This window comes from Micromonospora sp. Llam0, from assembly GCF_003751085.1.
GTDB lineage: Bacteria > Actinomycetota > Actinomycetes > Mycobacteriales > Micromonosporaceae > Micromonospora_E.
The window spans coordinates 1,401,338-1,425,119 of sequence record NZ_RJJY01000002.1 but is presented as its reverse complement, the minus strand read 5'-3'; the positions used below and the strand labels follow the sequence as shown (position 1 = coordinate 1,425,119).

Genomic DNA, 23,782 nt, shown 5'->3' with positions numbered 1-23,782 from the left:
GCACGCCGGCCACGGCGAGCAGCGCGACCAGCGCCTTGAGGCGGTCAGTCTCCTGCTTCCGCGGCGACGCCGACCGGATCGAGGATGGTGATCTTGCCTCGGCCGAGTCGGATCAAGCCGCGGTCGGCGAGTTCGCCGAGGGTCTTGGTGGCGGTTTCGCGGGAGGTGCCGACGAGGGCGGCGAGTTGTTCGTGGGTGAGGGCGACCTGGGCGGTGCGGGGGCCGACGCCGAGGCGGCGTTGCTGGCCGGCGAGGGTGGCCAGGGTGCCGGCGACGCGTTGGGGTACGGACTTGAATACGGTGTCGGACAGGCGGCGTTCCATCTCGATGAGGCGTTGGCCGAGGATTTCGGTGATGCGGGTGGCGATGCACGAATCCGACAGTAGATGCTGCTGGACGCAGGAGCGGTCGAGGACACAGACGACGGCTTCGTCGAGGGCTTCGGCGTAGTTGTCGTACATGTGCTGGCCGAGCAGGACCATCTCGCCGAAGATCGTGCCGGGGGTGATCAGGGCGGTGGTCAGGGCGCGGCCGTCGGCGGCGACGCGGAAGATGCGTACCCGGCCTTGTTTGAGGATGAACAGGGTTTCGACCGGGTTGTGCGGCGAATACAGCAGTTCGCCGACGGCGTAGGTCTTCATCGGCGTCATGGCGGCGATGGCGTCCAGTTCCGTGGCCGACAGGTCGGTGAAGATGTCGACCTCGGACAGGCAGTAGGTGCGGTCGAAACCGGCCGCGATGCGTTCCACGTGTGCGGCCTCCTCGCGTCGCCCGGGTGCCCATGGTGGCGGTGCCGTGCCCCAGGCGGGTTGGTACAGGGCGTCGAGCCCGTCGACCAGACAATACGACGCCACGTCGGTGCTGGTGCCGGTCTGGGCCGGCGTGCCGGGGTGAAGGGCGGCGGCGGCCGGCCGCCGGGGCCCGGGGGCGGCGAGCCACGCGGCGGCGGCGCCGGGGTGGACGGCCATGGTCGTCGGCGGGTCAGGAGTGCCGCAGCCGGGGCCGCAGGAGCGCGTAGACGATTCCGAGGACGAGGCCGTAGATGAGGTGGCCCATCAACGACTGCCAGGCGGTGTTGTTGAACGTGAAGGTGGGCATGCCGAGTGTGGCGGGCATGAGCAGCAGCGCGCCGAGCACCCACCACACGATTCCGTAGCCCATGCCGAGCAGGGCGGCGGGCGCGAGGCCGGTGGCCCAGTGGGCGAACAGCAGCGCGTAGGTGGCGCCGATGAACGCCGAGATGGCGAGGTGGACCAGCCAGCCGACGGCTGCGGTGTCGCTGCCGACGAGCATGGCGACCATGCCGATCATGTTCATCATCTGCATCAGGATGCCGAACATCACGCCTCCGGCCAGGCCACCGGCGACGCCGGCGACCAGGCGGGTGGGCAGCGCGGTGATGGCCGGCGAGGTGCTTGCGGTTGTCATCGTTTCCTCCTCGCAACTTGGGAATCTGCCGGTGACGGTAGGTGTCGCGGGGCTACGGCGTCGGTGAGCGGGCACACACAACGCGACCTCAGCGCGGGGGAAAGTGCGTCTCTGCGGTTAGTCAGCTGGGCGAGACACGGATGGAGGAGGTGACCATGACTCGGACGTACACGAGAGCGCGGGCGGAGCGGGTCCGGCCGAGGCCGTGCGGCGTGGGCGGCTCCGAGCCGGGCGGCGGTGCGGGTCAGCGACACGTTGCGGCTGGGCTCCTCGACGGTGGTGCGGCGGCGCTGGTGGTCGGTTCGACGCTGCTGGCGAGCGCGGCGTACGTGGTGGCCGCCTACCGGTACGGGCTGCTGTCGCATCTGGCGGAGCCGGAGGTGTGATGGCTGGACCCGGACCGGGTCGATGCCAGCGGCGAGATGCACGCGGTGGGGCACACCCCGAACAACCGTGCTGGCGTTGTGCAGTGCCGCGGCCCGCCCTCGCGCTGGTCGGGACTGGTCCGGTTACTGCTGGCGGGCTGGGCGGGCCTGCCGGCCGTTGACGGGCATGAAGAACTGGGCGGCTGCGAGTTGCACCGCGTAGGACCAGGTGGGATAGGCGTGGGTGGTGGCGGCGAGCCGGCCGGTGAACATCCGGGTGGCCATGGCCAGGGCCGGTTCGTGGATCATCTCCCCGGCGCGGGCGGCGACGATGGTGGCGCCGAGGATCCGCCCGCCGCCGAGGTTGCGAAGCAGCGGGCGGGGCCCGGCGAGCAGCTTGACGAAGCCGTCGGTGCGGTCGGCGGCGATGGCGCGGTCCATGTCGGCTATCGGCAGTGATGCCACCCGTCCGCGGTGGGCGGCGGCTCGGGCTTCGGTCAGCCCGACTCGGGCGACTTCCGGGTCGGTGAAGGTGACCCAGGGGGTGGCGGCCGGGTCGTAGCGGCGCCTGCGGCCACGACGGGTGAGGGCGTTGCCGGCGGCCAGGCGGCCCATCGCGAAGGCGGCATGGGTGAACGGCATCCGCCCGGTGACATCCCCGGCCGCGTAGACGCCCTGCGCTGTGGTGGCCAGGTGGTCGTCGGTCGCGATGTAGCCGCGCTCGTCCACGGCCACGCCCGCGGCCGGCAGGTCGAGGCCGTCGGTGACCGGGGTACGCCCGACCGCGACCAGCAGCCGCTGCACGGCGACGGTGGCGCCGTCGCCCAGTGCCAGCCGCACCCCACCGCCCGGGTCGGTGGCGATCTCGTCGACCCGGCACCCGACGCGCACGTCGATGCCGTCCCGGCCGAACACGTCGGTGATGACGGCCGAGGCTTCCGGTTCTTCCTTGGCCAGGAGCCGGTCCAGGGCCTCTACGACGGTGACCCGGGTGCCGAACCGGGCGAACGCCTGGGCCAGTTCGCAGCCGATCGCGCCGCCGCCCAGCACGGCCAGGGAGTCCGGCGGCTCGGACAGGTCGAAGACGGTCTCGTTGGTCAGGTACGGCACCTGTGTCAGTCCCGGGATCGGTGGGATGAGCGGGGCGGCGCCGGTGGCGATGACGAACCTGCGCCCGGTGATGTTCTGCCCGTCGATCTCGATCCGGGTGGAGGCGGTGAACCGGGCGCGGCCGAGCACCACGTCGATGCCCTCCGCCCGTAGCTGATCCGAAAATGGACGGTGAGTGGGCAGGCGGCAGCGTCCCGGCGGAGCCGGGACGGGTTCTTGATCTGGGTCGGTCAGGCGGCTGGGGCGAGGGTGACGGTGTAGCCGAGGGCTTCGAGTTGGCGGATGTGGTTGCGTTTGCGGCGTTCGGGGTTGACGCGGGTGTCGTAGAACCCGGAGCCGATGTCGTTGAAGTGGGTTGCCGGGTCGCGGAGCAGGTGCCAGACGATGGTCAGGATGGAGCGGCCGACAGCGACGATGGCGCGTCTGTTGCCGCGGCGTCGGGCGATGCGCCGATAGCGTTCGCCGAGGAAGGTGTCGGTCTTACCGGCGGCGACGGCCGCCTCGCCCAGGACTCTGGCCAGGTAGGAGTTACCGTGGCCGGTGGAGCCGGAGCCCTTGCTCTTGCCGGCCGATTCCTTGACTCCTGGAGCGAAGCGCGCCCACGATGCGAGATGGGCCGGGGTGGGGAACCTGCTCATGTCGACGCCGACCTCGGCGATGATCACGTGAGCGGTGGCCGGACCAACGCCGGGGATCTCGTCCAGACGACGCGCGACATCACCGAAGGGACCGATCTGCTGTTCGATACGTTGGTTCACCTCGGCGATGTCCGCGGTGATCGCGTCGATGCGGGCCAGCATCCTGGTGAGCAGGAACCCGTGATGCTCGCTGAACCGGCCGACGAACGCGTCCTCCAGCTGGGTGATCTTCGCGCGTAGCCGACTGCGGGCCATCTGCGCCAGGATCTTCGGGTCGCGCTGCCCGGCGATCAGCGCGGCCATCATCTCCCGTCCGGAGGTTCCGAAGATGTCGCTGGCCACCACGCTCAGCTTGATCTGGGCATCCTCGAGCAGCTTCTCGACCCGGCTGCGTTCGGCGGTCCGGGCGGCAATCAGATCGACCCGATAGCGAGTGCGGATCGGCGCCGGCGGTACGAAGCTCGGCCGGATCATCTGCCGTTCGGCGACCTTGCACAGCCAGACCGCGTCGAGCCGGTCGGTCTTCGGACGTCCGGGTAGATGCTTCACGTCCTTGGCGTTAACCAGCCATGCGTCGACGCCGGCTGCTTCGAGCAGGTAGAACACCGGCTTCCAGTAGTCCGAGGTCGATTCCATCACGACCCGGGTCACGCCCAGTTCCCGCAGCCGGTCGGCCATCGTCAGCAACGACCGGGTCATCGTGGAGTAGGTCGACACCTCCTGCCGTCGCCGCCCTCCAGGTCCCTGGCCCGGGATCCGCACGCAACACACCAGCTCGGCCTTGCCAATGTCGAGCGCCGCGATCCGCTCGATGATCTCCTCGTTGTCCTGACTTGACTCCAACACCCGGTCCTTCCACCCAGTCGGTCACAGGATGGCCGCCCGCGGGAGCTGCTGGAGTCGAAAGCGAAGCTGATCCGCGTGCTCGAAGCAACATTGAAGGGCCCATGTCGCAGCTCCCCACACCCGACTTTTCCACGGCCTCGAAGACCAAGCGCACACGGCGTCAGCGAGCGGCCGCGATCATTTTCAGCCCGGAACGGGCCCGCTCAAAGAGCAGCGAGGGAACTTTTCCGGGGTTTCGGTGGCGGCGATGGTGGCGACGGCGTCGCGGACCCGTTGCGCGGCGGCCGGGTACGGCACCGCGTGGGCGGCGGCCTCGATCAAGGTTTTCGACGGCACACAGCCGGTGAAGGTGCAGTCCCCGCCCGGCGGCCCATCGGATACCAGCAGCACCCGTGCCCGGGCTCGGGCGGCGGCGCGGGCCGCGCCGAGTCCGGCGGCCCCGCCGCCGATGACGACAAGGTCGTAGTCAGCCACGGGTCAGCCCTTCACATCGGCGAGGTGGACAGTTGCGGTGACCAGCGGTGTCACGGTTCGCCCGGGGTGACGTCGCCCAGGGTACGGTGCGTAGGTCGCCGATGACCGCCGCCCGGGCAGGCGCGGCCGTCTCATTCCGGTTTCTGAGCGGTGAGCAGGGCGTAGCCGAGGACGCCGTCGGTGATGGCCGCGCGGGCGGCGGAGAGCACGGCGGGGGCGCGGTCGAAGTCCAGGCCGAGGGCTTCGGCCCGGGCCCGGGCGGTCATCCGGACCAGGCTGAGCCGGGCCTCGATCTGGTCGATCATCGCCAGCATCGCGGCGTCGTGGCGTTCGGTGTGGGTGACCCGCAGCCCGGCGGCGGTCAGCAGGGCGGTGTACTCGGGCAGGGGGCGGGCGTCGGCGACGCAGGCGATCCAGGCGCCGAGCCCGGTCAGCTCGGCGGGCAGCCGGTCGGGGTCGACGGTGACGTCGGTGATGCCCAGCCGCCCACCCGGCCGCAGGACACGGGCCAGTTCGTTGGCGGCGGTCGGCTTGTCGGGGAAGGTGCAGAAGGCGCACTCGCACACCGCCGCGTCGAACCCGCCGGTGTCGACGGGGAGGTGTTCGGCGTCGCCGGTCCGGAAGGTGACCTGCGCGGCGAGGCTGGCGGCCTGGGCCGCGCCGGTGGCGAGGGCGATGTTGGCGGTCGACAGGTCCACCCCGGTCACCGTCGCGCCGTGTTCGCGGGCCAGCAGCAGCGCGGTGGCGCCTCGGCCGCTGGCCACGTCCAGCACGTGCTGGCCGGGGCGCAGGTCGAGCCGGTCGGCCAGCCGGCGGGTGAGCCCGAGACCGCCGGGGTGGTAGGAGCCGCCGAGCAGCAGCGCCACCACGTCGGAGCCGTACGTGGCGGCGCAGCACGCCTTCGCCTCCTGCGCCTGTGGTGTGGTTCGGGTGGGTTCGGTCACCGGATCCGCCTTCCCACGTTGGTGGTGTCCGGGGCGATCGCGGCCCGGTCACCGTGGCCGGTGGCGGCGATCTTCGACCCGTACGGCGAGTCGGTCAGGACCGTTTGCAGCGGCGCCGCGTTGGGCACCACGTCGGCGACCGGCACGCCGGACATGGCTTCGCGGACCTGTTCCCGGTAGCCGACCGAGTTGTAGGCGCAGAAGGGGATCAGCCGGCCGTCCGGGGTGATCTCCTCGACGCAGCATTTCATGAGCTGTTTGACGTTGAGGGTGTACGGGTCCTGGAAGTCCTGGATGACGATCATGAAGGCACGGTCGGTGAGGTTCGCGACGGCCTCGGGCAGGTTGATGCCGCAGGCGTCGGCGCAGTCCAGGGCGGCGGCGGCCCGGGTGAGCCGGTCGGTCGTGGTGTCGGTGCCCATGAACGCCGACGCGGACCACAGTTTTTCCAGGGCCTCGCGGACGGCGTAGTCTGGTACGACCCGGTTGGAGACGTAGTCGAGGTAGTCCTCGACGTTGAGCAGCCGCGGGATCGGCACCACCGCGAAGTCGGGCTGTCCGGGGGTGCCCTCGGACAGCAGATAGGTGATCGAGCGGCAGGTCGGGAAGCAGCACGGCACCGGGAAGAAGTCTTTCGGCTGAAACCAGTCGGGGCGTTGCGCGGCGATGCCGTGGATGATGTCGGAGTTGGTCAGCCGGGTGAGCGGGTCGAACTCGACGTGCCGGCCGGAGTGGGTGACCGGCTGGAACGACACCGACCGTACCGCGGGGTGCGCCAGCCCGTATTCGATGATCGCGCCGAGCTCGTGGTCGTTGAGGCCACGCTCTACCGCGGCGACCAGGGTGACGGTCAGCCCGGCCGCGGCGCAGTTGTCGAGGGCCTTCTGTTTGATCTCGCGCAGGTCCCGGCCGCGGATGGCGCGGTGGGTGCGCTCGTCGAGGCCGTCGAACTGCAGGTAGATGTTGACCGCCCGGCCCGGCCTGTTCCGCTGGCCGAGGGCGGCGACGAAGCGCTTGTCCGAGGCCAGGCGGATGCCGTTGGTGTTGAGGTTGACCGCCTTGATCGGGCGGGCCTGGGCGGCGTCGATGAACGCGAGGATCTGTTTGTGGATGGTGGGTTCGCCGCCGGAGAACATCACCACCTCGGCCTCACCCTCCGACGCGACGAAGGTGTCGAGCATGCGTTCGCACTGTTCGAGGGTGATGGAGTAGCCGTCGGGTTGGTGGCCGGAGTCGGCGAAGCAGATCGGGCAGTCCAGGTTGCAGCCCGTGTTGACCTCGATGATGCCCAGGCAGGCATGCTGCTTGTGCTCCGGGCACAGCCCGCAGTCCGACGGGCAACCGTCCTTGACCTCGGTCTGGAAGGTCAGCGGGATGGTGCCGGGTTTGTTGAACCGGGTGCTGTCGAGGTACATCTGCGCGTCGCCGTATACGAGGGCCTCGAACGTGCCGTGCTCGCGGCAGCGTTTGCGCAGGTACACCTTGCCGTCGCGGATGTTGACCTGGGCGTCGACCACCACCTTGCACACCGGGCAGATCGACTTGGTGTACTCGACGAAAACCTCGTCACGGTCCCGCTTACGCGGCGGCGAGCCCTCGCCAGTAGGGACGGGGACGGGTTCGACAGCGGTCATCGGCGCGTGCTCCTCACATTGCGGCGGTTGGTTCTTGTCCGGTTGGCCCGCTGCTGCTGGGTCAAACCGTCGCTGATCGCGCAGGACTGTTCTGCCCGGCTCGGCGTTAGGGCAGGGCGCGCAGGGCGTCTTCGATCGCCCGGTGGAAGGTCGGGTAGGCGTACCCGTCGTTGCCGGCCTTGTGGATCCAGCCCCGCGCCGACGACGGCACCCACGCCACCCCTGCGGCGACGGCGAGACCCTGCTGGCGGGCCTGGGCCTCGGTCAGCCCGACCGCGCCGATCTCCGGGTCGGTGAACGTCACCCGCGGCAGTGCCCGGTAGTCCGCCGGCCGGCCGGGTTCGCCGAGGATGTCACGCACCGCGATGCCGGCCTGGTGTATCGCGACATGGGTGAACGCGCCCTGTCCGGTGACGTCGCCGACCGCCCACAGCCTGTCGCCGGCGCGCATCCGCTCGTCAACGGCGATCGCCGTCGCGGTCGGGTCGAGCCCGACGGTGTCGACGCCGAGCGCGACCAGGTCGGCGCGGCGGCCGGTGGCGACCAGCAGCGCCTCTCCGCTCACCTGGCCGCCGGTGTCGAGGGTGAGGGTGAACCGTTCGCCGCCGTGGCCGACGTCGACGGCTGACGTGCCGGTGTGCACGGTGATGCCGTCGCGGGTCAGCGCGTCGCGGGCGAGCGCCGACGATTCGGGTTCCTCGCCGGCGAGGAGCCGATCCAGGGCCTCGATCACCGTCACGGTGACGCCGAACCGGGCGTACACCTGCGCCAACTCCAGGCCGACGGCGCCGCCGCCGAGCGCGATCAGCGACCCGGGCAGGGTCCTGGCCTCGACCGCTTCGCGGTTGGTCCAATAGCGGGTGCCGGCCAGGCCGCCGATCGGCGGTATCGCCGGCGCGGTGCCGGTGGCCACCACCACCGCCCGGGACGCCTCGAACACGGTGTCCCCGACGGTGACCCGGCCGGGTCCGCCCAGCCGGCCCCGGCCGCGGACGAACCGGCCGCCCTTGCCGACGAACCGGTCCACCGCGACCTGGTCGTTCCAATCGTCGGCGGCCTCGTCGCGGATCCGCGCCGCGACCGGCGCCCAGTCCGGGTGCACGTCGGCGTGTCCGGCCATCCCGTCGACCCGACGGGCCTCGGCCAGCAGACCGGCGGCGCGGATCATCATCTTGCTCGGCACGCACCCCCAGTACGGGCACTCCCCGCCCAGCAGGTTCACCTCGACGCCGACCACCGTCAGGCCGGCCTCGGCGAGGCGGCCGGCGACCTCCTCACCGCCCGGGCCCATACCCAGCACGACGACGTCGACCTGTTCGGTCACCGCGACACCCCCGTCCCGCCGGCCGGCTCGTCGGCCACGACCTGCACCTCGACCCCGCGCCAGAACGCCACCCGGCTGCGGACCTTCCTGGCCAGCAGGCTGGGGTGCGGGTAGAACCAGGCCGCGTCCGGGTTGCTCACCCCGTCCACGGTGACCGTGTGGTAGCTGGCCAGCCCCTTCCACGGGCACAACGTGTGCGTCGAGCTGTCGCTGAAGTACTCCCGGCGCAGTGCGCCGGCCGGGAAGTAGTGGTTACCCTCCACCACCACCGTGTCGTCCGACTCCGCGATGACCGTGCCGTTCCACACCGCGCGCACCGTCATGATCTCCTCCTACACGTTTCTGGTTGATTCGTCCTGTTTCATCCGGCGGGGACGGATCGGTGCTCCGGCACCGGGTGACCGGTTCGCGCGGTGAGCGGCGCGCACCATCAGCACGGCGTAGCCGAGCAGCAGCCCGTCCTGGGCCAGCACGAACCAGCTCAGCCGCTGCGCCAGGTACACCCCGAAACAGCCACAGTTGGCCACCGGCAGCCCGCGCAGCTGGGCCTGCACACCGAGCACCGCCCACACCACGGTCACCGCCGTGTAGATCCACACCGGGGCGAGGGTCACAGAGCGCGGCCGGCTCAGCAGCCACACCCCGCACACCGCCTCGGCGGCGATCAACGCCCCGGCCAGCCACGGCAGCACCGGCGCGGGGACCGCCCGGTAGGCGGCGAGGATCGCCGGCATCCGCTCCCAGGAGACCGCCTGACCGGCGGCCATCGCCGTGTACACACCGCCGAGGACGAACCGTAACCACATGAACACGACGTTAGCCGGGTTCGCCGCCGCCGACCGTGAGCGCGGTTACGGAACCGGCACCGAACCCGGCCGGCTCCGCCCGGGCGGCAGGGTGGCGACCGAGACCAGCCCGACCGCCGCGAGAATGATCGTCTGGATGGCGAGGCCGTCGAACGCCGTCGACTGGGCGAACACCCCACCCAGCAGGTTGCCGGCCAGGTAGCCCAAGCCGAGCACCACCGAGTAGACGCCCATCACCAGGCCCCGGTCGGCGGCGAAATCAGCCGACGTGTCCGCGAGGTAGGTCAACGCGGCCGGGGCGAACCCTGCCTCCAGGAACATCCCGACCAGCGCCAGCGGCCCCAGCAGCCCGAACGGGCCGCCGTGGTTGAGCCCGATCAACGCGGCTGACGCCAGCCCCGCCCCGGCCACCGCGGCGGCCAGCACCAGGCGGGTCGGTGCCCGGCCGACCAGGAACGCCCACGCCACCGTGCACGCGGCGAAGACCAGCACGTACCCGCCCAGCAGCGCGGACAGCCCGGTTTCGTGGCCGGCGAAGGCGCCGACGAACCGCTGCCCCGCTACCCGACGCGGCCCCGCCAACACGAACGTGATCTGCGCGGTCACCCACGTGCCGAGAATGGCGTTCACGGCGACCCAGGCCGGCAGGAACGCCGCCAGCCGCCGGTCGGCGAAGATCAGCCGCCAGCCCCGTCGGGCCGCCACCGCCGGCCGCCCACCGCGACGGGCGGGCCTCGCTCCCGGCCCGCGGCCGGATCCGACGAATCCGGATCCGACGAACATCGCCGCCAGTGCGGCGGCGGCCAGGTACCCGGCCGCGATCGCCGGGAACGACCACAGGCCGGCGGCGGCCCACAGCAGCGGACCGGCCGCTGCGCCCACCGCGATGCCACCCGTGGAGGACAGCTCGTAGAAGCTCATCAGCCGGCCCCGTCGCAGCCGGTCGCCCTCGGTGCCGTCGGCCAGCAGGCCAGCGTCGCCGGTGCGGCCATCGCACTGCCGGCTCCCTCCACCAGCCGGGACACGCCGACCACCGCCGCCAGTAGCCCCAGCGACGGGACGGCGGCCAGCAGCGACGCGCCCGGCAACACGGCGATCCCGGCCGCGGCCAGCACCGGCGCGACGACCAGGAACACCCGGCGGCCGTACCGGTCGCTGCCCGCCCCGGCCAGCGGCACCACCAGCAACTCGGTGGCAAATCCCAACCCGCCCAATGCCCAGCAGCAGCGACGTCACCGCCACCCCGTCCGCCCGCAGCGCCGCGAAGTACGCGCCCACCACCAGCCCGCTGGCGGCCGACCGGTCCGTATTAGCGACTGGGCGCCCAGCACCGCGCCCAACCCCCGCCCTGGAGGCTGGACGGTCGAGGCGGCGGGCGGCGGTGAGGTGGCCATGGCGCGGCCCAGCCAACCATGCCCCGCCGGCGCCAACCCCGCTGCCCGACCGCGCCCCGCAGTGGCTTCCGTGTCCTGGCCTGCGTCGAGCAGCGCCGGTCGGAGTCGGTCGTCGCGCGGTAGATGGCGGCCGGGCGGGTTGTCCGGACAGGCATGCATACGCTCCCCGCGGCCTGCTCTCCGGCACGGCCGCCCTCGACCTGGCGGGCAGGGATGACCCGGTGGCGGGTACGGCCGGCCTGCACGAGCATGAACCGATGAACATCGCCCCGGTTGACGCTGTCGTGTTCGACGTCAACGAAACTCTGTTCACGCTGGACCGGCTGCGACCGGCGTTCACCGACGCGGGCCTCGACCCCAGCCTGGTTCCGGTATGGTTCGCCCGGCTGCTGCGCGACGGGTTCGCCCTGACCGCGCTCGGCAGCTACCGGCCCTTCGCCGAGGTCGCCGCGGAAACCCTCCGCAGGCTCGGCGCCTCCGTCGAGGATGACGCGGTCGCCATGATCGTCGCGACGATGCGGGATCTCGACCCGCATCCCGACGTCGAACCGGCACTGCGCGCGTTGCGCGACGCCGGCATCGCCACGGCCACGCTGACCAACGGCAGCGTCGAGGTCGTCCAGGCGCTGCTGCACCGCGCCAACCTCGGCCGGTATCTGTCCGCCAATCTGTCCGTCGACGCGGTACGCCGCTGGAAACCGGCCGCCGAACCGTACCGGTTCGCGGCCACCGAACTCGCCGTCGACCCCGGATCGCTGGCACTGGTGGCCGCGCACCCTGGGGACTGCGCCGGCGCCACCGCCGCCGGCCTGCGCGCCGCCTGGGTCAACCGCGCCGGCCAGCACTGGCCGGCGATCTTCCAGGCAGCCGGGTTCTCCGCCCCCGACCGGGCCACCCTCGTCGACGCGCTGCTGGCCACTCGCCGGTGAACCGGTTCCCGCAGCCGGCAGCACCGCAGTGATCCTCCGCATCCGGTAGCCGGGGCGCGGGTTGATCGGCCAATCGGTCGGTAGGCCCCGTCGCGGGCTGGCCCCCTACTGTGTGCGGGCTCACAGACCGCGCCTGGCGGGCGGGGAGACGGTCAACGACGACCAGACCCCGGCTGAAGTCATGAGGAGCCCCGAACGATGCCCCGCGTTCCGGTACACGACCTGCACAGCGCACCTGACGCCAGCCGCGACCTGCTCGTGGCACTGAAGGACCGCTACGGCAAGGTCCTCAACATCCACGGCGAGATGGCGCACGCCCCGGTGGTCCTCGCCGCCTACAGCGGCATCCAGGCCGCCATCGCCGAACACGGCAGTTTCGACCCGCGCACCAGCGAAGCGACCGCGCTGGCCGTCGCCGCCGCCGACTGCGGCTACTGCCAGGCCGCGCACACCGCCGCCGCGCAGCGCGCCGGCATGAACCTCGACGAAACCGTCGCGGCCCGCCTCGGCCGGCCGATCGAGCCGAAACTCGACGCGCTGCTGGCCGTCGTCCGCGCCGCGGTCACGCACGTCGGCCAGGTCGACGAGGCGACCTGGCGGCAGGCCCTCGCGGCAGGCTGAACCGTGCCGGAGCTCGCGGCGCTGTTCGCGTACCTGATCGCCAACATGTTCACCAACTACTTCAACCACTACGTCGGCACCGACCTGGACTTCCCACCCGCACCCGATCCGAGCTGACTTCCGAAGCTGCTGCCGGGGTCCGCGGCCTAGCGGTCGGCCGCGTTCACGAGATTCCTGAGGACGCGGTCGGCGTCGGCGTCGAGCGGGTAGATCAGCTCGATACGGAGCTCGTCGAGGGTGATCTCGGCGGCGGACTCGAACCGGGCGGCGATGCCGATGGTCTTCACGACCTGGTCGCCGACGCGGAACCACGGACACACCACCGGGTCGGTGGATGGCCGGTGCGGGCGGGGCACGCCGGACAGCGTGGTCTCGGCCCGCTCGACCAGTCGCCTGAGCCGCTGGTCGAACGGGGTGCGGTCAAGCTGGTGGCGGAGCCGGTCGAGGCCGGCCCAGGCAACCTCGGGCCAGTTGGCGATGGTGTGCCGGGCGGCCGGGTCGGCGAGGAACCGGCGGGTCAGGTCGGCACCGACGATGTCGGCGCCGAACAGGGCGTGGCAGGCTCGGTTGGCCAGCAGCACCGTGCCGTACGGGTCGATGACCATGGCCGGGTAGGGCAGGTGGGCCTGTAGCAGCCGGTCGACGGCGGCCAGATAGGGGGCCAGGTCGCGGTCACCCAGGTCGGCCTGCGGGTAGGCGACCGGCAGGCCGGCGGCGTGCAGGAGCTGGTTGCGTTCGCGCAGGGGCACGCCCAGCGCCTCGCCGAGCCGCAGGACCATCTGCCGGCTGGGGCGGGAGCGTCCGGTCTCCAGAAACGACACGTGGCGGGCGGTGGAGCCGACCGACGTCGCGAGGGCGAGCTGGCTCAGGCCGCGGTGGGTGCGCCAGCGGCGCAGCCGAGCCCCGAACGGGCTGACCGCCGCCTCGGTGGCGTTGTCCATGACGCCAGTATCCCGGCCGGCCGGCGGTCTGCCGATTCCCTGTTCGGGAATCGACGCGGCGCCGGCCCGCCGCCCATCCTCGATGACATGTTCTCGCTGACCGACCACATAATCATCGACGCGCCCGCCGACCAGGTCTGGGAGGTGGTGGCCGGCCGGTTCGACCGGATCGGCGAGTGGGCCACCGCGATCCCGGCCTCGGCCGCGCTGCCGGCGGCGCCCGCAGGCACCCTGCCGGCCGTGGGGGCGCCGGTGCCGGGTCGGGTCTGCCACACCGGGATCGCGCTGGTGCCCGAGGCCACCGAGACCATCGTGGAGTACGACGAGGCCGCCCGGTCGCTCACCTACCAGGCGAGCGGGCTGCCCGGGTTCGTCACGCTGGCCCGCAACCGGTGGCAGATCACGGCGCTGGGCCCGCACCGCTGCCGGGCGGAGTTCCAGGCCCAGCTCCAGGTGCGCGGCGCGCTCGGGAAGCTGGCCCGGTGGTGGCTGCTGGCCCGCGTCGGGCGGACCGGGCAGCACCTGCTGGCGGACCTGCGGCACCTGGTCGAGCACGGCACCGTGTCGCCGCGCAAGCAGCGGCAGCTCAACCGGCTGACCCTGCAACGCAGCCGCATCATCCGGGCTCCACTGCCCGACGTGTGGGAGATCATCTCGGACCTCGACGGCTACCACCGGCACACCGACACCCTGGCCGTCACGACGGTGATCTCCGGCGCCGGCCAGGGGGCGCGACGCCGCTGCGTCGACAGCTCCGCACGCGACTGGCAGGAGACGTGCACCCTCTGGCAACCCCATGACCGGTACGTGATGGACGTCGACGTGTCGACCTACCCCGCCGCGTACCGGGCGATGTTCCGGACATTCACCGGCGCGTGGAGCGTGGCGCCGGTCGACGGCGGCACACAGGTCACCATCCGGTTCGACGCCCGGCTGCGGCGGGTCCCGGGGCTGGCGGCGCTGGCCCGCCTCCACGCCGAACGCGGCGGCGCGGATATGGAGGCGATCCTTGACAGCTACCAGCGCACGGCCGAGCAGCAGGCCGGATAGCCCCCGGGGCGACCGCACCGTCGCCAGGCACCAAGCCCATCCCGGTTCTCCGGCAGCCCACTCGACGTCGTGGTGTGCCGTCACCGTCGCACGGCGACGATCCGCCGGACCGGTACCGGCACGGTGAGGCGGGCACGGGCCAACCCCCGCAGCGCCGTTCGTGCCGTTCGGTACCGGTAGCCGGGCAGGTCCGGCAGGTACAGCGAGGCCAGGAACCGGTCGGCCGCCGCCGCGTCGAGCAGCGGGTACCCGAAGCGGCGTCGCTCGTCGTCGACCAGCCTCAGCCCGGCGCCGGTGAGCAGGTCCGGCAGCCGCCGCAACGCGGCGTCGTTCGGATACCGCAGGCCGCGACCCAACACCGCCAGCAGCCCGGCGAGGACGAGCACATCACCGGGTCGCAGCGGCCCCCGGTCGGGCCACGTGGCCACCAGCCGGCCCCCGGGCACCAGCACCCGTGTGATCTCGGCGAGCACGGCCGGCAGCGGCGCCAGCACCTGCAACGCCATCGAACACACCACCACCTCCACGCTGGCGCCCGCCACCGGCAGCGCCGCCGCCGAGGCGCGCACCAGCGGCCCCGCACCCCGGCCGCGGGCCGCCGACAGCTCGCCGGCGGACGCGTCCACCCCGACGAGGTAGGTCCGGCCCGGCAGCCGCGCTCACAGCGGCGCGCTGCCGCACGCGACATCCAGCACCCGAGCACCGGGCGGCGCCACCGAGGCGACCCAGTCGTACGGGTCCCCCGGCCCGCTACGGGCGCGCTCGAGTACCTGCTCGGTGATTCCCGGATTCCGGGCGTGGAAGTCGGTCAGATAACGCGGCCACCGGTCATCTCGCACCCTAGCCACCGTAGCGGCGCCCACACCGACCCCACGCGAGAACGCCAGCCCCTCCGGTAGTCGGTAACGCCGGGTGTGTCAGTGAGCTGGATCACGGAAGATGGGTGCCAGGCTGCGGCACGCTGACCGGTCGGCGGACGAATGGAGCACCAATGAAGGTACGGCGGGCACTACTCGCCTTGATGGTCGTCGGCACGCTGGTCGTGACCGGCTGCGCGACCGGCTCGGACCAGCAGGCGGCGACGTCGGGGAGTTCGGCCGCTGGGGCCGCCGACACACCGACCGGCAGCTACGACTTCACCGCGGCCACCCTCGACGGTGGCAGCTTCGACGGTCACAGCCTGGCCGGCAAGCCCGCGCTGCTGTGGTTCTGGGCCCCCTGGTGTCCCACCTGCCTGCAGCAGGCCCGGCCGGTCACCGACCTGGCGGCCAAATACCAAGGCAAGGTCACCGTCGTCGGGGTGGCCGGGCTGGACCAGGAGTCGGCGATGCACGACTTCGTGAAGATGGCCAAGCTGTCCGGGTTCCCGCAACTGGCAGACGAGCAGGGCGTCGTGTGGAAACGGTTCAAGATGGCCGAACAGAGCACCTTCGTGGTGCTCGACCGCACCGGCACGGTCGTGGCGCGCGGCCACACCGACGTCGACAAGCTGCCCGACGTGCTCGACCCGCTGCTGGCCGGCTGAGATGGGTGAGGCACCGCTGGGCCTGGCGGTAGCCGCCGGCATGCTCGCCGCGGTCAACCCGTGCGGGTTCGCGCTGCTGCCGGCCTACCTGTCGCTGCTGGTGGCCGGCGACGGCACGACCGGCCGCGGGGCCGCCGTGGCCCGGGCCTTGGCAGCCACCGCGGCGATGACCGCCGGGTTCGTCGCCGTGTTCGGCCTGTTCGGGCTGGTCCTGGCACCGGTCGCCGGTACGGTGCAGCGGCACCTGCCCTGGGTCACCATCATCCTGGGTGTGCTGCTGCTCGGGTTCGGTGGTTGGCTGCTGGCCGGCCGCCAGCTGCCGGGCCTGCGGCTGACCGGCTCGCGCGCGCCGACGGTGCGCCGGTCGGTGCCGTCGATGGTGCTGTTCGGCGCCGCCTACGCGGCGGCGTCGCTGTCGTGCACGATCGGCCCGTTCCTGGCCATCGTGGTCACCAGCTTCCGCGCCGGCTCGATCGTCGCCGGGGCCGGGCTGTTCCTCGCGTACGCGGCCGGGATGGGACTGACCGTCGCCGTCGCCGCCCTCACCGTCGCGCTCGCCCGCGACGGCGTGCTACGCCGGGTCCGCCGCGCCGCACCACTGTTGTCCCGCCTCGGCGGCGCGCTGCTCCTGGCCGCCGGCGTCTACGTGGCCTGGTACGGCTGGTTCGAAATTCGCATCCTGCACGGCACAACGACCAGCGACCCGATCATCGACACAGCCGCCGTCGCCCAGCGCCGGCTGGCCACCCTGCTCGACCGCGCCGGCGCAGGAATCCTCGCCGTGGTCCTGGCCGCCCTCCTGGCCGGCGCCGCCGTGGGCTGGATGCGTCAACGACGCCGCCATCGCCGCCCCCGCCAGGAGCCAGCCCCGACCGGCACCGCGAGGCCGCGCGACTGAGCGAGGCTCACCCGGCCTGGCAGCGGGCCCCCTCGTCCACCGGTCGCGCGGTACTGGCACGGCCAGGGTGGTCCCGCACCCGCGCATTCGCGCCGGGGAGCGACCTCGACGAGTAGCCAAGGGTTGGCACGGCGTGACGGTTCCGGGCCGCCTCGACGGTAGGGGTGTGGCTGTGGCCGGCCGTACGGAGGTGCTGGTCCTCGACGCCGAGGACCCGCTCGCCGTTGCCGCCGTCACCGCAATCCGCACCGGTGACGTGGCCCGGCCGCGGCGGCGGCTGGCCGGGCAGCCGGGGCTGGCCACCGCCCGGCCGGGTGACCACGACAGCCGTCCGGACGGTGGCATGTCCCGCACCCTGCTGCACGTGGTGACCGACTGGCCAGGTCACTATCCCAACGGTGCCACCACCGTCGCCGCGCTCGTCGCCGCGGGCGCCGACGTGCACGTCCGGTTCACCGGGCCGCATACCGAGACGCCGCTGCACTGGGCGGCCAGCAGCGACGACGTCGAGTTGCTCGACGCGTCTGCTGGACGCGGGCGCGGACATCGGCGCCCCTGGTGCGGTCATCGGTGCAGGCACACCGTTGGATGATGCGACGGCGTTCCCCCAATGGCGGGCCGCGCACCGGCTGGTCGAGCGCGGCGCGAACGACCTTGTGGCACGCCGCGACGCTCGCGATCGTCTTCAGCGGCATTTCGCCGATGCCGCGCCGCCGGATCGTCGCGAGATCAACCGAGCGTTGTTTGATTGGCCGGGGTGGCGCTGTTGGCGTCGGTCATGGCTTTCCTTCTTGGTCTCTCATATAAAGCTGTTGTCCGATGTGGAGTACCGCTGCGGACAGGGCACCTGCGGGATGCACCGGTGAGCTGATCGCGCCACGATCCGGTAGGGCGCGCCGGGGCGGGCAGCGTCCTCGCGGGCCCGATTCTGCGGTGACTCCAACTGGTACAGGCGGGTGCTGACCGGCTCCATCACCCGGGTTGCCGGGTACCCGGCAACCCGGGTGATGGCCAGATCCTCGACCAGATCTCTGATGCGCATCGCGCGTCGCCCCGTCGTCGTCTCACGGTCGCGTCGCGGCGGCGCGGGGTTCAGGCAGCGCAGCAGGACAGCTTGGACACGTCGCGGGTGTATGTCTGGGCGGCGAGTTTGAGCGCCTCGGCCATGGTCAGGTACGGGCACCACAGGTCGGCGATCTTCGCCACGGTCATGTGGTTGGCCAGCGCGTACACCGCGGTGGCGATCACCTCACCGGCGCCCTCGGCGATGACGTGCGCGCCCAGCAGCCGGCCGGTGTCGGCGTCGGCGACGAGTTTGACCAGGCCGCGGGTGTCCCGGTTGACCACCGCCCGGGGCACATACTCCAGCGGCAGGACCCGGCAGTCACACCGGTGCCCGGCCGCGATGGCCTGGGCGTCGGTCATGCCGGCCGAGGCGATGGCCGGGGTAGTGAACGTGACCCGCGGCAGGGTGGCGTAGTCGACGCCGCGCTCGGTGCGGTCGAAGGCGTTGTCGGCGATCAGTGTGCCGTGCGCGGCGGCAACGTACACGAACTGGGGGTGGCCGGTGACGTCCCCGGCGGCCCAGATCCTCGGGTTGGTGGTGCGCAGGCCGGCGTCGACGACGATCTTGCCCCGGTCGCCGACCTCGACGCCCACGAGGTCGAGGTTCAGCCCGGCGGTGACCGGGTGGCGGCCGGTGGCCACCAGCAGCTGCTCGCCGGTCAGTTCCTTGACGTCGCCACCGGCGAGGGTCACCGCGACCCGGTAGCCGGCGGTGTCCCGGCCGACGGCGGTGACCGTCGCCGCGGTGTGTACGGCGATGCCCTCATCGGCGAACACCTCCTCGATCACCTGGGAGATCTCCGGCTCCTCGAACGGAGCCAACCGATCGAGGGCCTCGATGACGGTGACCTGGGCCCCGAGGCGGGTGAAGAGCTGGGCCTGTTCCAGCCCGATCGCGTTGCCCCCGATGGCGATCATCGAAGCGGGCAGGTGGTCGAGGTCCATCGCGGTGGTGGAGGTCAGATACCCGGCGTCGGCGAGGCCGTCGATCGGCGGGGCCCATGGCGCCGACCCGGTCGCCACCAGGTAATGGGCCGCCTCCAATGTCTGGGTGCCGCCGTCGGCGAGGTCGACCTCCAGCAGCGGTGCGTCCGGATCGCCGGAGAACCGGGCGGTGCCGGCCAGGATCTGCCAGCCGTACTCGGCGGCCAGGTCGCCGTACTTGTCCGCCCGCATCGCCTCGACCAGGTCGTTCTTGGCTCCGGCCAGGGCCGGCCAGTCCACAGGACCGGCACTGGTGGCCACGCCGGGGAACCGGTGGTCAAGGGCGACATGGCGGGCCTCCGCCGCGGCCAGCAGCGCCTTGGACGGCACGCACCCGGTGTTCACACACGTCCCGCCGACCGTGCCTTGCTCGATCATCACCACAGACACGCCCCGGCGGCGGGCGGTGATCGCGGCCGCGAACGCCCCACCGCCGGAGCCGATGATCGCCAGGTCGTACCGCATCACGGTCTCCTCCACAGCCGGAACCATCCTGCTATCCAGATGAACAGGTCCTACGCTAGCATCTGGTTATCCGGATGATTCCAGAAATTGGGGTGGTGAGGTGAGCCAGCGTTCGGCGCCGATCGGGGCGCTGCTGCCCATCGAGGACGAGGGGGTGGCGATGGTGGCCAAGTTCTTCCGCGCCCTGGCCGACCCGACCAGGCTGCGGCTGCTGGAGTTCCTGCTGCACGAGCCGCACACCGTCGGCGAATGCGTTACGCACGTCGGGCTGGCTCAGGGCCGCGTGTCGACCCACCTTGCCTGTTTGGCCGACTGCGGCTACGTGGCGGCCCGCCGCGACGGGCGGCGCACGTTCCACCAGGTCACCGACCCCCGGGTGGCCGACCTGATCGTGCTGGCCCGGTCTCTGGCCGCCGACAACGCGACCGCCCTGGCCGCGTGTGTGCGGATCGCCCCTGCCCCCCGGCCGGAAGGGTGAGCATCGTGCCACCGCCCACCGACGGCCCACCCGAGCGCAGCTCCGCCAGCCCCTCGGTCGCCATCGCTGGCGGGGCCGGCGCCATGGCCGCCTGCTGCACCGTGCACCTGCTCATCGTCGCCGGTGTCCTGGCCGGCCTCAGCGGCGCCGCGATCGGCGGGATCGCCCTCGCCGTCGGCCTGACCACCGCCGCCACCGTGTGGGCGATTGCGGTCCTACTGCGCCGCCGGACCACGTCCGCGGCGTGCCGCACCAACCCCGCACCCCAGCAGGACGCCGAGCGGTACCACGACGCCGAGCCCCAACCGAGGCGTCGAGCCGGGTACGCCGGCCGCGACGAAAGGCCGCCGCCGATGAGTTACCGTCCTGCCCCGCCGCCGCATCCTCGCCACCGCCGTCGCGGTTGGCCGTGGCCGGCGGCGGCGCCGTGCACACCACCAGCGGACATCGGCACCGCCGGCGGCGACGACTTGGCCGCGCAGGCACTCACCATCGTCGACCACCACCCCCTGCCCGTTGCGGGCGTTCGCCGTTCAGACGCTGCGAAGAACCCACGAGCCGTCGGCACACATCAATTAGATGTCCGCATATACTTGCAGTTCAAGGGCCTTTTTCTGTGGGCCGCCGGGGACTCGAACCCCGAACCTACTGATTAAAAGTCAGCAAATCAAGACGAATGCGGACTATATACACTCGGTGACCAACTGACCAACCCTGTCGCGGTGGTCCTAGCGGTTGACGTTGCGTCCAGCGGCGTAGGTGCTGGTCCTCGCGGCAAGTGCGGACCGCCACGACCGAACAGGCAGCTGCTTTGGGTCAGAATCCGGGCACCCGGCAGTCAGTCCATCCACACACCGAAACATCCGAGCACCCAAGGAGCACCCACAGCCTCCACCCGAATCCCCCTGTGCCCCCGAGGAACGGCGTGCCGCTGAACATCGGCCCACCTGTCCTCGCGCCAACGCCTACGCTCAGTTCCCAGCATGCGGTCGGCCGACGCCCGGATCGCGGCAGATGAGCGCATGTGCGGTGTTCTGATAATCAGGGCGAAGCGGTCCTCGACCAGACCCTGATCCTCCACCAGCGGCACCTGCTACACGCGCTCCGCGAGTACGAGGTCTTGTACAACGAGCATCGCCCTCATCAGGGCATCGCCAACGCCCGGCCACTCGCGCCACTGCCCGAACCGATCACCGACCCGGACCGTCTCATCCACCTGAACATCCACCGACGCGACCGCCTCGGCGGCATCCTCCACGAATACGAACATGCCGCCTGACCTGCCCGGATGACCTTTTCGGCAAGTACAGGTGCTGGACGCGATGTGGGAGCTGGACCCGCATCCGGACGTGGAACCGGCGTTGCGGACGTTGCGCGAGGCCGGTGTGCCTGCGGTGACGCTGACCAACGGTGGCGTCGAGGTCGTCTCGGCGTTGCTCCGGTGGGCCGGGCTGCGGGTCGTGCTCCTCGGGCGGTGCTCCGGGCACCAGTGCCGTGCCCGGAGCACCGCCGTGAGCACGCCTCGTCAGGAGGTCGGCGGAGCGGCCGGTAGGTCCAGCTCCGTGCCGGCGTAGTGGTTGAAGTAGTTGGTGAACATGTTGGCCATCACGTGGGCGAACAGCTCGGTGAGTTCCTCGGCGCTCCATCCGGCGTCCAGGGCCTGCTGCCAGGTCGGCTCGTCGACCTCGCCCCGCGCGGTGGTGGCCTGCCGAGCCACAACTAGCAGCGCGTCGAGGCGGGGTTCGATCGGCGTGCCGGCCCGTGCCGCCAGCGCCTCGTCGGGGCTCAGGCCCGCGCCGCGCGCGGCCACCGTGTGGGCGGCCTGGCAGTACGCACACTCGTTGACGGCGCTGACCGCGAGAGCGATCGCCTCCCGGGTGCGGGCGTCGAAGCTGCCGTGCTCGGCGATGGCGGCTTGGACGCCGGTGTAGGCGGCGAGCACGACGGGGGAGTGGGCCATCCCGCCGTGGACGTTCAGCACCTTGCCGAACCGCTCGCGCAGCGCGGTGAGCATGTCGTGGGCGGCTTTGGGCGCGTCGTCCAGGGTGTGTGCGGGGACGCGGGGCATCCTCGGCTCCTCTCGTTGACGTGTTGACGTCGCCTACGGTCCCCGCTCGGCCGAAGAGCGTCTGTAAGGCGGCTTACGCACCTGCTGCCGGCGGTGCGTTGTGTGTGCTGGCTTACCGAACGTGAACCGGATGCGCGCCTACCGTCGGTGCCGTCCGAGGGAGTCGTCGACGCGGAGGTACCGGCATGGCCACCGGCAGCGCTACAGCGGTCAGTCCCGCGCGATCGACCCGCGACTCTAGGCCCGGTTCGCCACCTGGGAGTTGCGTGAACACGGCCCGGCTGGGAACGGCTCGTCGATGACGAGCCCCGATCGTCCGATCCCCACCAGCGCAGCGCGTGCCGCACGGTCGGACCTCGCGTCAGCGCCGTCACGTGGCGCTGACCTGCCGATGTCGTACTGTTTGGGAGACAGCCTCGACGTGCTTGACCAGCCGCCCTGGGGTGCCGCACCGCCGCCCTGGGCGCCCGGACGTCGTGAGGAGGTCGCCGCCATGGAGCGCGCCGCCGTGTATCAGGACAAGGTGTGGTGCTTGAGTCAGGTCGACATTTTCCGGGATCTGTCGCCGGCGGAGATGGACGCGATCGCCGCGATCGCCCCATCGCGGACCTACCGTCCGGGGGAGATGCTGTACTCCCCTCCGAACCCGGTGGAAACCCTGTTCATCCTCAAGGCCGGCCGGGTTCGCCTGTTCCGGATCTCCTCCGACGGGCGGGCCCTGACCACTTCCCTGATCAACCCGGGGACGATCTTCGGGGAGATGATCCTGCTCGGGCAGCACATGTACGACAACTACGCCGAGGCGCTCGACGAGGTGGTGGTCTGCGTGCTGAACCGCGCCTGCGTACAGGAGCAGTTGCTGTCCGACCCGCGCATCGCCGCCCGCATCACGGATATCCTCGGGCAGCGCCTGCTCGCGATGGAACGCCGGCTGTCCGAAAGCGTGTTCAAGAGCGTGCCGCAGCGCATCGCGGGGTTGCTGCTGCAACTGGCGGCACCGCCGGCCAGGCGGCCGCTCACCGCGCGCGCGGAGCAGGTCCGGCTCACCCACGAGCAGATCGCCGCTCTGGCGGGCACCTCCCGGGAGACGACCACGAAGATCCTCGGGGAGTTCGCCGAGCGCGGTCTCCTCCGGCTCGGCCGGGGTCGGATCACCCTGCTCGACCGGGACCGGCTCGCCGCTGAAACCGGCGACTGACAGACCATCCCGGATTCGCCGTTCGGAGCTCGACCGGGGGCGGGTGGCCTACCACAGCCAGAACGACAGGCGGGAGTATCGATGGTGATTCGGCGAGTGTGTGCGGCGCTGGTGCTTGTGGTCGCGTTGGCTCTCGCCGGGTGCGGCGAGGGTGCGGCACCGAACACCAGCGGCGCTGGGGCTTCCCCGGGTGCGGCGGTGGATCTGACCTTCACTGTCGCCACCGTCGATGGAGCCACGTTCTCCGGTGATCGGCTGCGGGGCAGACCGGCTGTGCTGTGGTTCTGGGCTCCGTGGTGCTCGACCTGCGCGACCGAGGCGCCGACGGTGAAGACCCTGGCGACCGAGTACGTCGACCGTGCCACGGTGGTGGGTGTGGCGGGACTCGGCGAGCGGAAGGCGATGCGGGAGTTCGTCGCCCTGACCGGCATCGACGGGTTTCCGCAGCTCGCTGACGCCCAGGGGGTGGTGTGGCAGCGGTTGGGGGTGACGGCGCAGGCTACGTTCGTCCTGCTCGACTCCGACGGGGTCGTGGCCGCTCGGGGTTATCTGGAGCCCGACGAGCTGAAGCGGCGGATCGACGGGCTGGTGGGCTGA

At 71.6% G+C, this 23,782-nt stretch carries 31 protein-coding genes and 1 tRNA gene; 13 read left to right on the top strand and 19 right to left on the bottom strand.

What is annotated here, in order from left to right; all coding sequences use genetic code 11:
• Positions 1-44: 44 nt before the first annotated feature.
• Positions 45-968, bottom strand: a complete 924-nt coding sequence (locus tag EDC02_RS33975; protein ID WP_123606268.1) for a Crp/Fnr family transcriptional regulator — start codon at positions 966-968, stop codon at positions 45-47.
• 13 nt (positions 969-981) lie between these two features.
• Complete coding sequence (locus EDC02_RS33970) at positions 982-1,428, bottom strand: DUF6789 family protein (protein WP_123606267.1); 447 nt, start codon at positions 1,426-1,428, stop codon at positions 982-984.
• Positions 1,429-1,583: 155 nt separating this feature from the next.
• Between EDC02_RS33970 and EDC02_RS39905 the strand changes: the two genes are divergently transcribed.
• On the top strand, positions 1,584-1,814 hold the full coding sequence (locus EDC02_RS39905; RefSeq protein WP_148083749.1) for a hypothetical protein: 231 nt from the start codon (positions 1,584-1,586) through the stop codon (positions 1,812-1,814).
• A gap of 123 nt (positions 1,815-1,937) precedes the next feature.
• On the opposite strand, the gene EDC02_RS33965 is transcribed toward EDC02_RS39905, so the two are convergent.
• From EDC02_RS33965 to EDC02_RS33920, 10 genes are all read right to left on the bottom strand, one after another.
• On the bottom strand, positions 1,938-3,086 hold the full coding sequence (locus EDC02_RS33965) for an NAD(P)/FAD-dependent oxidoreductase (protein WP_255500669.1): 1,149 nt from the start codon (positions 3,084-3,086) through the stop codon (positions 1,938-1,940).
• Between the two features lie 47 nt (positions 3,087-3,133).
• Entirely contained in the window at positions 3,134-4,384 is a 1,251-nt protein-coding gene (locus EDC02_RS33960; protein WP_233606579.1) for an IS110 family transposase, read from the bottom strand.
• Positions 4,385-4,570: 186 nt separating this feature from the next.
• Complete coding sequence (locus EDC02_RS42465; RefSeq protein ID WP_123606264.1) at positions 4,571-4,861, bottom strand: FAD-dependent oxidoreductase; 291 nt, start codon at positions 4,859-4,861, stop codon at positions 4,571-4,573.
• Between the two features lie 131 nt (positions 4,862-4,992).
• A complete protein-coding gene (locus EDC02_RS33950; protein WP_123606263.1) occupies positions 4,993-5,805 on the bottom strand; it encodes a class I SAM-dependent methyltransferase in 813 nt (270 codons plus the stop codon).
• Complete coding sequence (locus EDC02_RS33945) at positions 5,802-7,439, bottom strand: radical SAM protein (RefSeq protein WP_123606262.1); 1,638 nt, start codon at positions 7,437-7,439, stop codon at positions 5,802-5,804. The genes EDC02_RS33950 and EDC02_RS33945 overlap by 4 nt, the downstream gene beginning before the upstream one ends.
• A 106-nt stretch (positions 7,440-7,545) precedes the next feature.
• Entirely contained in the window at positions 7,546-8,763 is a 1,218-nt protein-coding gene (locus EDC02_RS33940; protein ID WP_123606261.1) for an NAD(P)/FAD-dependent oxidoreductase, read from the bottom strand.
• Positions 8,760-9,086: a DUF427 domain-containing protein gene (locus tag EDC02_RS33935; protein WP_123606260.1), complete on the bottom strand. Its 327-nt coding sequence runs from the start codon at positions 9,084-9,086 to the stop codon at positions 8,760-8,762. The genes EDC02_RS33940 and EDC02_RS33935 overlap by 4 nt, the downstream gene beginning before the upstream one ends.
• Positions 9,087-9,095: 9 nt before the next feature.
• On the bottom strand, positions 9,096-9,569 hold the full coding sequence (locus tag EDC02_RS33930) for a MauE/DoxX family redox-associated membrane protein (RefSeq protein ID WP_123607360.1): 474 nt from the start codon (positions 9,567-9,569) through the stop codon (positions 9,096-9,098).
• A gap of 45 nt (positions 9,570-9,614) precedes the next feature.
• Positions 9,615-10,490, bottom strand: coding sequence for an MFS transporter (locus EDC02_RS33925; protein ID WP_123606259.1), 876 nt, complete (start codon positions 10,488-10,490; stop codon positions 9,615-9,617).
• A complete protein-coding gene (locus EDC02_RS33920) occupies positions 10,490-10,774 on the bottom strand; it encodes a hypothetical protein (protein WP_123606258.1) in 285 nt (94 codons plus the stop codon). Before EDC02_RS33920 ends, EDC02_RS33925 begins: the two co-directional genes overlap by 1 nt.
• 410 nt (positions 10,775-11,184) lie before the next feature.
• Between EDC02_RS33920 and EDC02_RS40580 the strand changes: the two genes are divergently transcribed.
• The gene (locus tag EDC02_RS40580) at positions 11,185-11,892 is read left to right on the top strand and encodes a haloacid dehalogenase type II (RefSeq protein WP_158632404.1); all 708 of its coding nucleotides are present in this window, start codon (positions 11,185-11,187) and stop codon (positions 11,890-11,892) included.
• A 198-nt stretch (positions 11,893-12,090) separates the two neighbouring features.
• Positions 12,091-12,513, top strand: a complete 423-nt coding sequence (locus EDC02_RS33910; RefSeq protein ID WP_199758014.1) for a carboxymuconolactone decarboxylase family protein — start codon at positions 12,091-12,093, stop codon at positions 12,511-12,513.
• 146 nt (positions 12,514-12,659) lie between these two features.
• Here EDC02_RS33910 and EDC02_RS33905 read toward each other — a convergent pair whose 3' ends face one another.
• A complete protein-coding gene (locus EDC02_RS33905; protein WP_123606256.1) occupies positions 12,660-13,454 on the bottom strand; it encodes a helix-turn-helix domain-containing protein in 795 nt (264 codons plus the stop codon).
• A gap of 87 nt (positions 13,455-13,541) precedes the next feature.
• On the opposite strand from EDC02_RS33905, the gene EDC02_RS33900 reads away from it, so the two are divergent.
• Entirely contained in the window at positions 13,542-14,504 is a 963-nt protein-coding gene (locus tag EDC02_RS33900) for an SRPBCC family protein (protein ID WP_123606255.1), read from the top strand.
• 80 nt (positions 14,505-14,584) lie between these two features.
• Here the strand turns inward: EDC02_RS33900 and EDC02_RS33895 are convergent, their stop codons facing one another.
• A complete protein-coding gene (locus EDC02_RS33895) occupies positions 14,585-15,157 on the bottom strand; it encodes a class I SAM-dependent methyltransferase (protein ID WP_305036236.1) in 573 nt (190 codons plus the stop codon).
• A gap of 6 nt (positions 15,158-15,163) precedes the next feature.
• Positions 15,164-15,343: a hypothetical protein gene (locus tag EDC02_RS33890; RefSeq protein ID WP_123606253.1), complete on the bottom strand. Its 180-nt coding sequence runs from the start codon at positions 15,341-15,343 to the stop codon at positions 15,164-15,166.
• Positions 15,344-15,495: 152 nt separating this feature from the next.
• On the opposite strand from EDC02_RS33890, the gene EDC02_RS33885 reads away from it, so the two are divergent.
• From EDC02_RS33885 to EDC02_RS33875, 3 genes are all read left to right on the top strand, one after another.
• Positions 15,496-16,029, top strand: coding sequence for a redoxin domain-containing protein (locus EDC02_RS33885; RefSeq protein ID WP_123606252.1), 534 nt, complete (start codon positions 15,496-15,498; stop codon positions 16,027-16,029).
• A gap of 1 nt (position 16,030) precedes the next feature.
• On the top strand, positions 16,031-16,927 hold the full coding sequence (locus EDC02_RS33880) for a cytochrome c biogenesis CcdA family protein (RefSeq protein ID WP_123606251.1): 897 nt from the start codon (positions 16,031-16,033) through the stop codon (positions 16,925-16,927).
• Positions 16,928-17,099: 172 nt separating this feature from the next.
• Positions 17,100-17,519 carry a hypothetical protein gene (locus EDC02_RS33875; protein ID WP_199758013.1) on the top strand — a complete coding sequence of 140 codons (420 nt, stop codon included), beginning with the start codon at positions 17,100-17,102 and terminating at the stop codon, positions 17,517-17,519.
• A gap of 207 nt (positions 17,520-17,726) precedes the next feature.
• Here EDC02_RS33875 and EDC02_RS41090 read toward each other — a convergent pair whose 3' ends face one another.
• Entirely contained in the window at positions 17,727-17,969 is a 243-nt protein-coding gene (locus EDC02_RS41090) for a hypothetical protein (RefSeq protein ID WP_199758012.1), read from the bottom strand.
• A gap of 50 nt (positions 17,970-18,019) precedes the next feature.
• Positions 18,020-19,441, bottom strand: a complete 1,422-nt coding sequence (gene merA, locus EDC02_RS33865; RefSeq protein WP_123607359.1) for a mercury(II) reductase — start codon at positions 19,439-19,441, stop codon at positions 18,020-18,022.
• A gap of 100 nt (positions 19,442-19,541) precedes the next feature.
• Between merA and EDC02_RS33860 the strand changes: the two genes are divergently transcribed.
• The gene (locus tag EDC02_RS33860; RefSeq protein WP_123606250.1) at positions 19,542-19,919 is read left to right on the top strand and encodes a helix-turn-helix transcriptional regulator; all 378 of its coding nucleotides are present in this window, start codon (positions 19,542-19,544) and stop codon (positions 19,917-19,919) included.
• 5 nt (positions 19,920-19,924) lie between these two features.
• A complete protein-coding gene (locus EDC02_RS33855) occupies positions 19,925-20,575 on the top strand; it encodes a hypothetical protein (RefSeq protein WP_148083748.1) in 651 nt (216 codons plus the stop codon).
• Here the strand turns inward: EDC02_RS33855 and EDC02_RS40575 are convergent.
• Positions 20,537-20,634, bottom strand: a tRNA-Ser gene (locus EDC02_RS40575). The two genes, EDC02_RS33855 and EDC02_RS40575, sit on opposite strands and share 39 nt — an antisense overlap.
• 309 nt (positions 20,635-20,943) lie before the next feature.
• Between EDC02_RS40575 and EDC02_RS33850 the strand changes: the two genes are divergently transcribed.
• The gene (locus tag EDC02_RS33850; protein WP_123606248.1) at positions 20,944-21,198 is read left to right on the top strand and encodes an integrase; all 255 of its coding nucleotides are present in this window, start codon (positions 20,944-20,946) and stop codon (positions 21,196-21,198) included.
• A 43-nt stretch (positions 21,199-21,241) separates the two neighbouring features.
• On the top strand, positions 21,242-21,493 hold the full coding sequence (locus tag EDC02_RS41085) for a hypothetical protein (RefSeq protein WP_199758011.1): 252 nt from the start codon (positions 21,242-21,244) through the stop codon (positions 21,491-21,493).
• Here the strand turns inward: EDC02_RS41085 and EDC02_RS33840 are convergent.
• Positions 21,445-21,987, bottom strand: a complete 543-nt coding sequence (locus EDC02_RS33840; RefSeq protein WP_123606247.1) for a carboxymuconolactone decarboxylase family protein — start codon at positions 21,985-21,987, stop codon at positions 21,445-21,447. The two genes, EDC02_RS41085 and EDC02_RS33840, sit on opposite strands and share 49 nt — an antisense overlap.
• A 262-nt stretch (positions 21,988-22,249) precedes the next feature.
• On the opposite strand from EDC02_RS33840, the gene EDC02_RS33835 reads away from it, so the two are divergent.
• Both EDC02_RS33835 and EDC02_RS33830 read left to right on the top strand, forming a co-directional pair.
• On the top strand, positions 22,250-23,185 hold the full coding sequence (locus tag EDC02_RS33835; RefSeq protein WP_199758010.1) for a Crp/Fnr family transcriptional regulator: 936 nt from the start codon (positions 22,250-22,252) through the stop codon (positions 23,183-23,185).
• Positions 23,186-23,266: 81 nt separating this feature from the next.
• Positions 23,267-23,782, top strand: a complete 516-nt coding sequence (locus tag EDC02_RS33830; RefSeq protein ID WP_123606245.1) for a redoxin domain-containing protein — start codon at positions 23,267-23,269, stop codon at positions 23,780-23,782.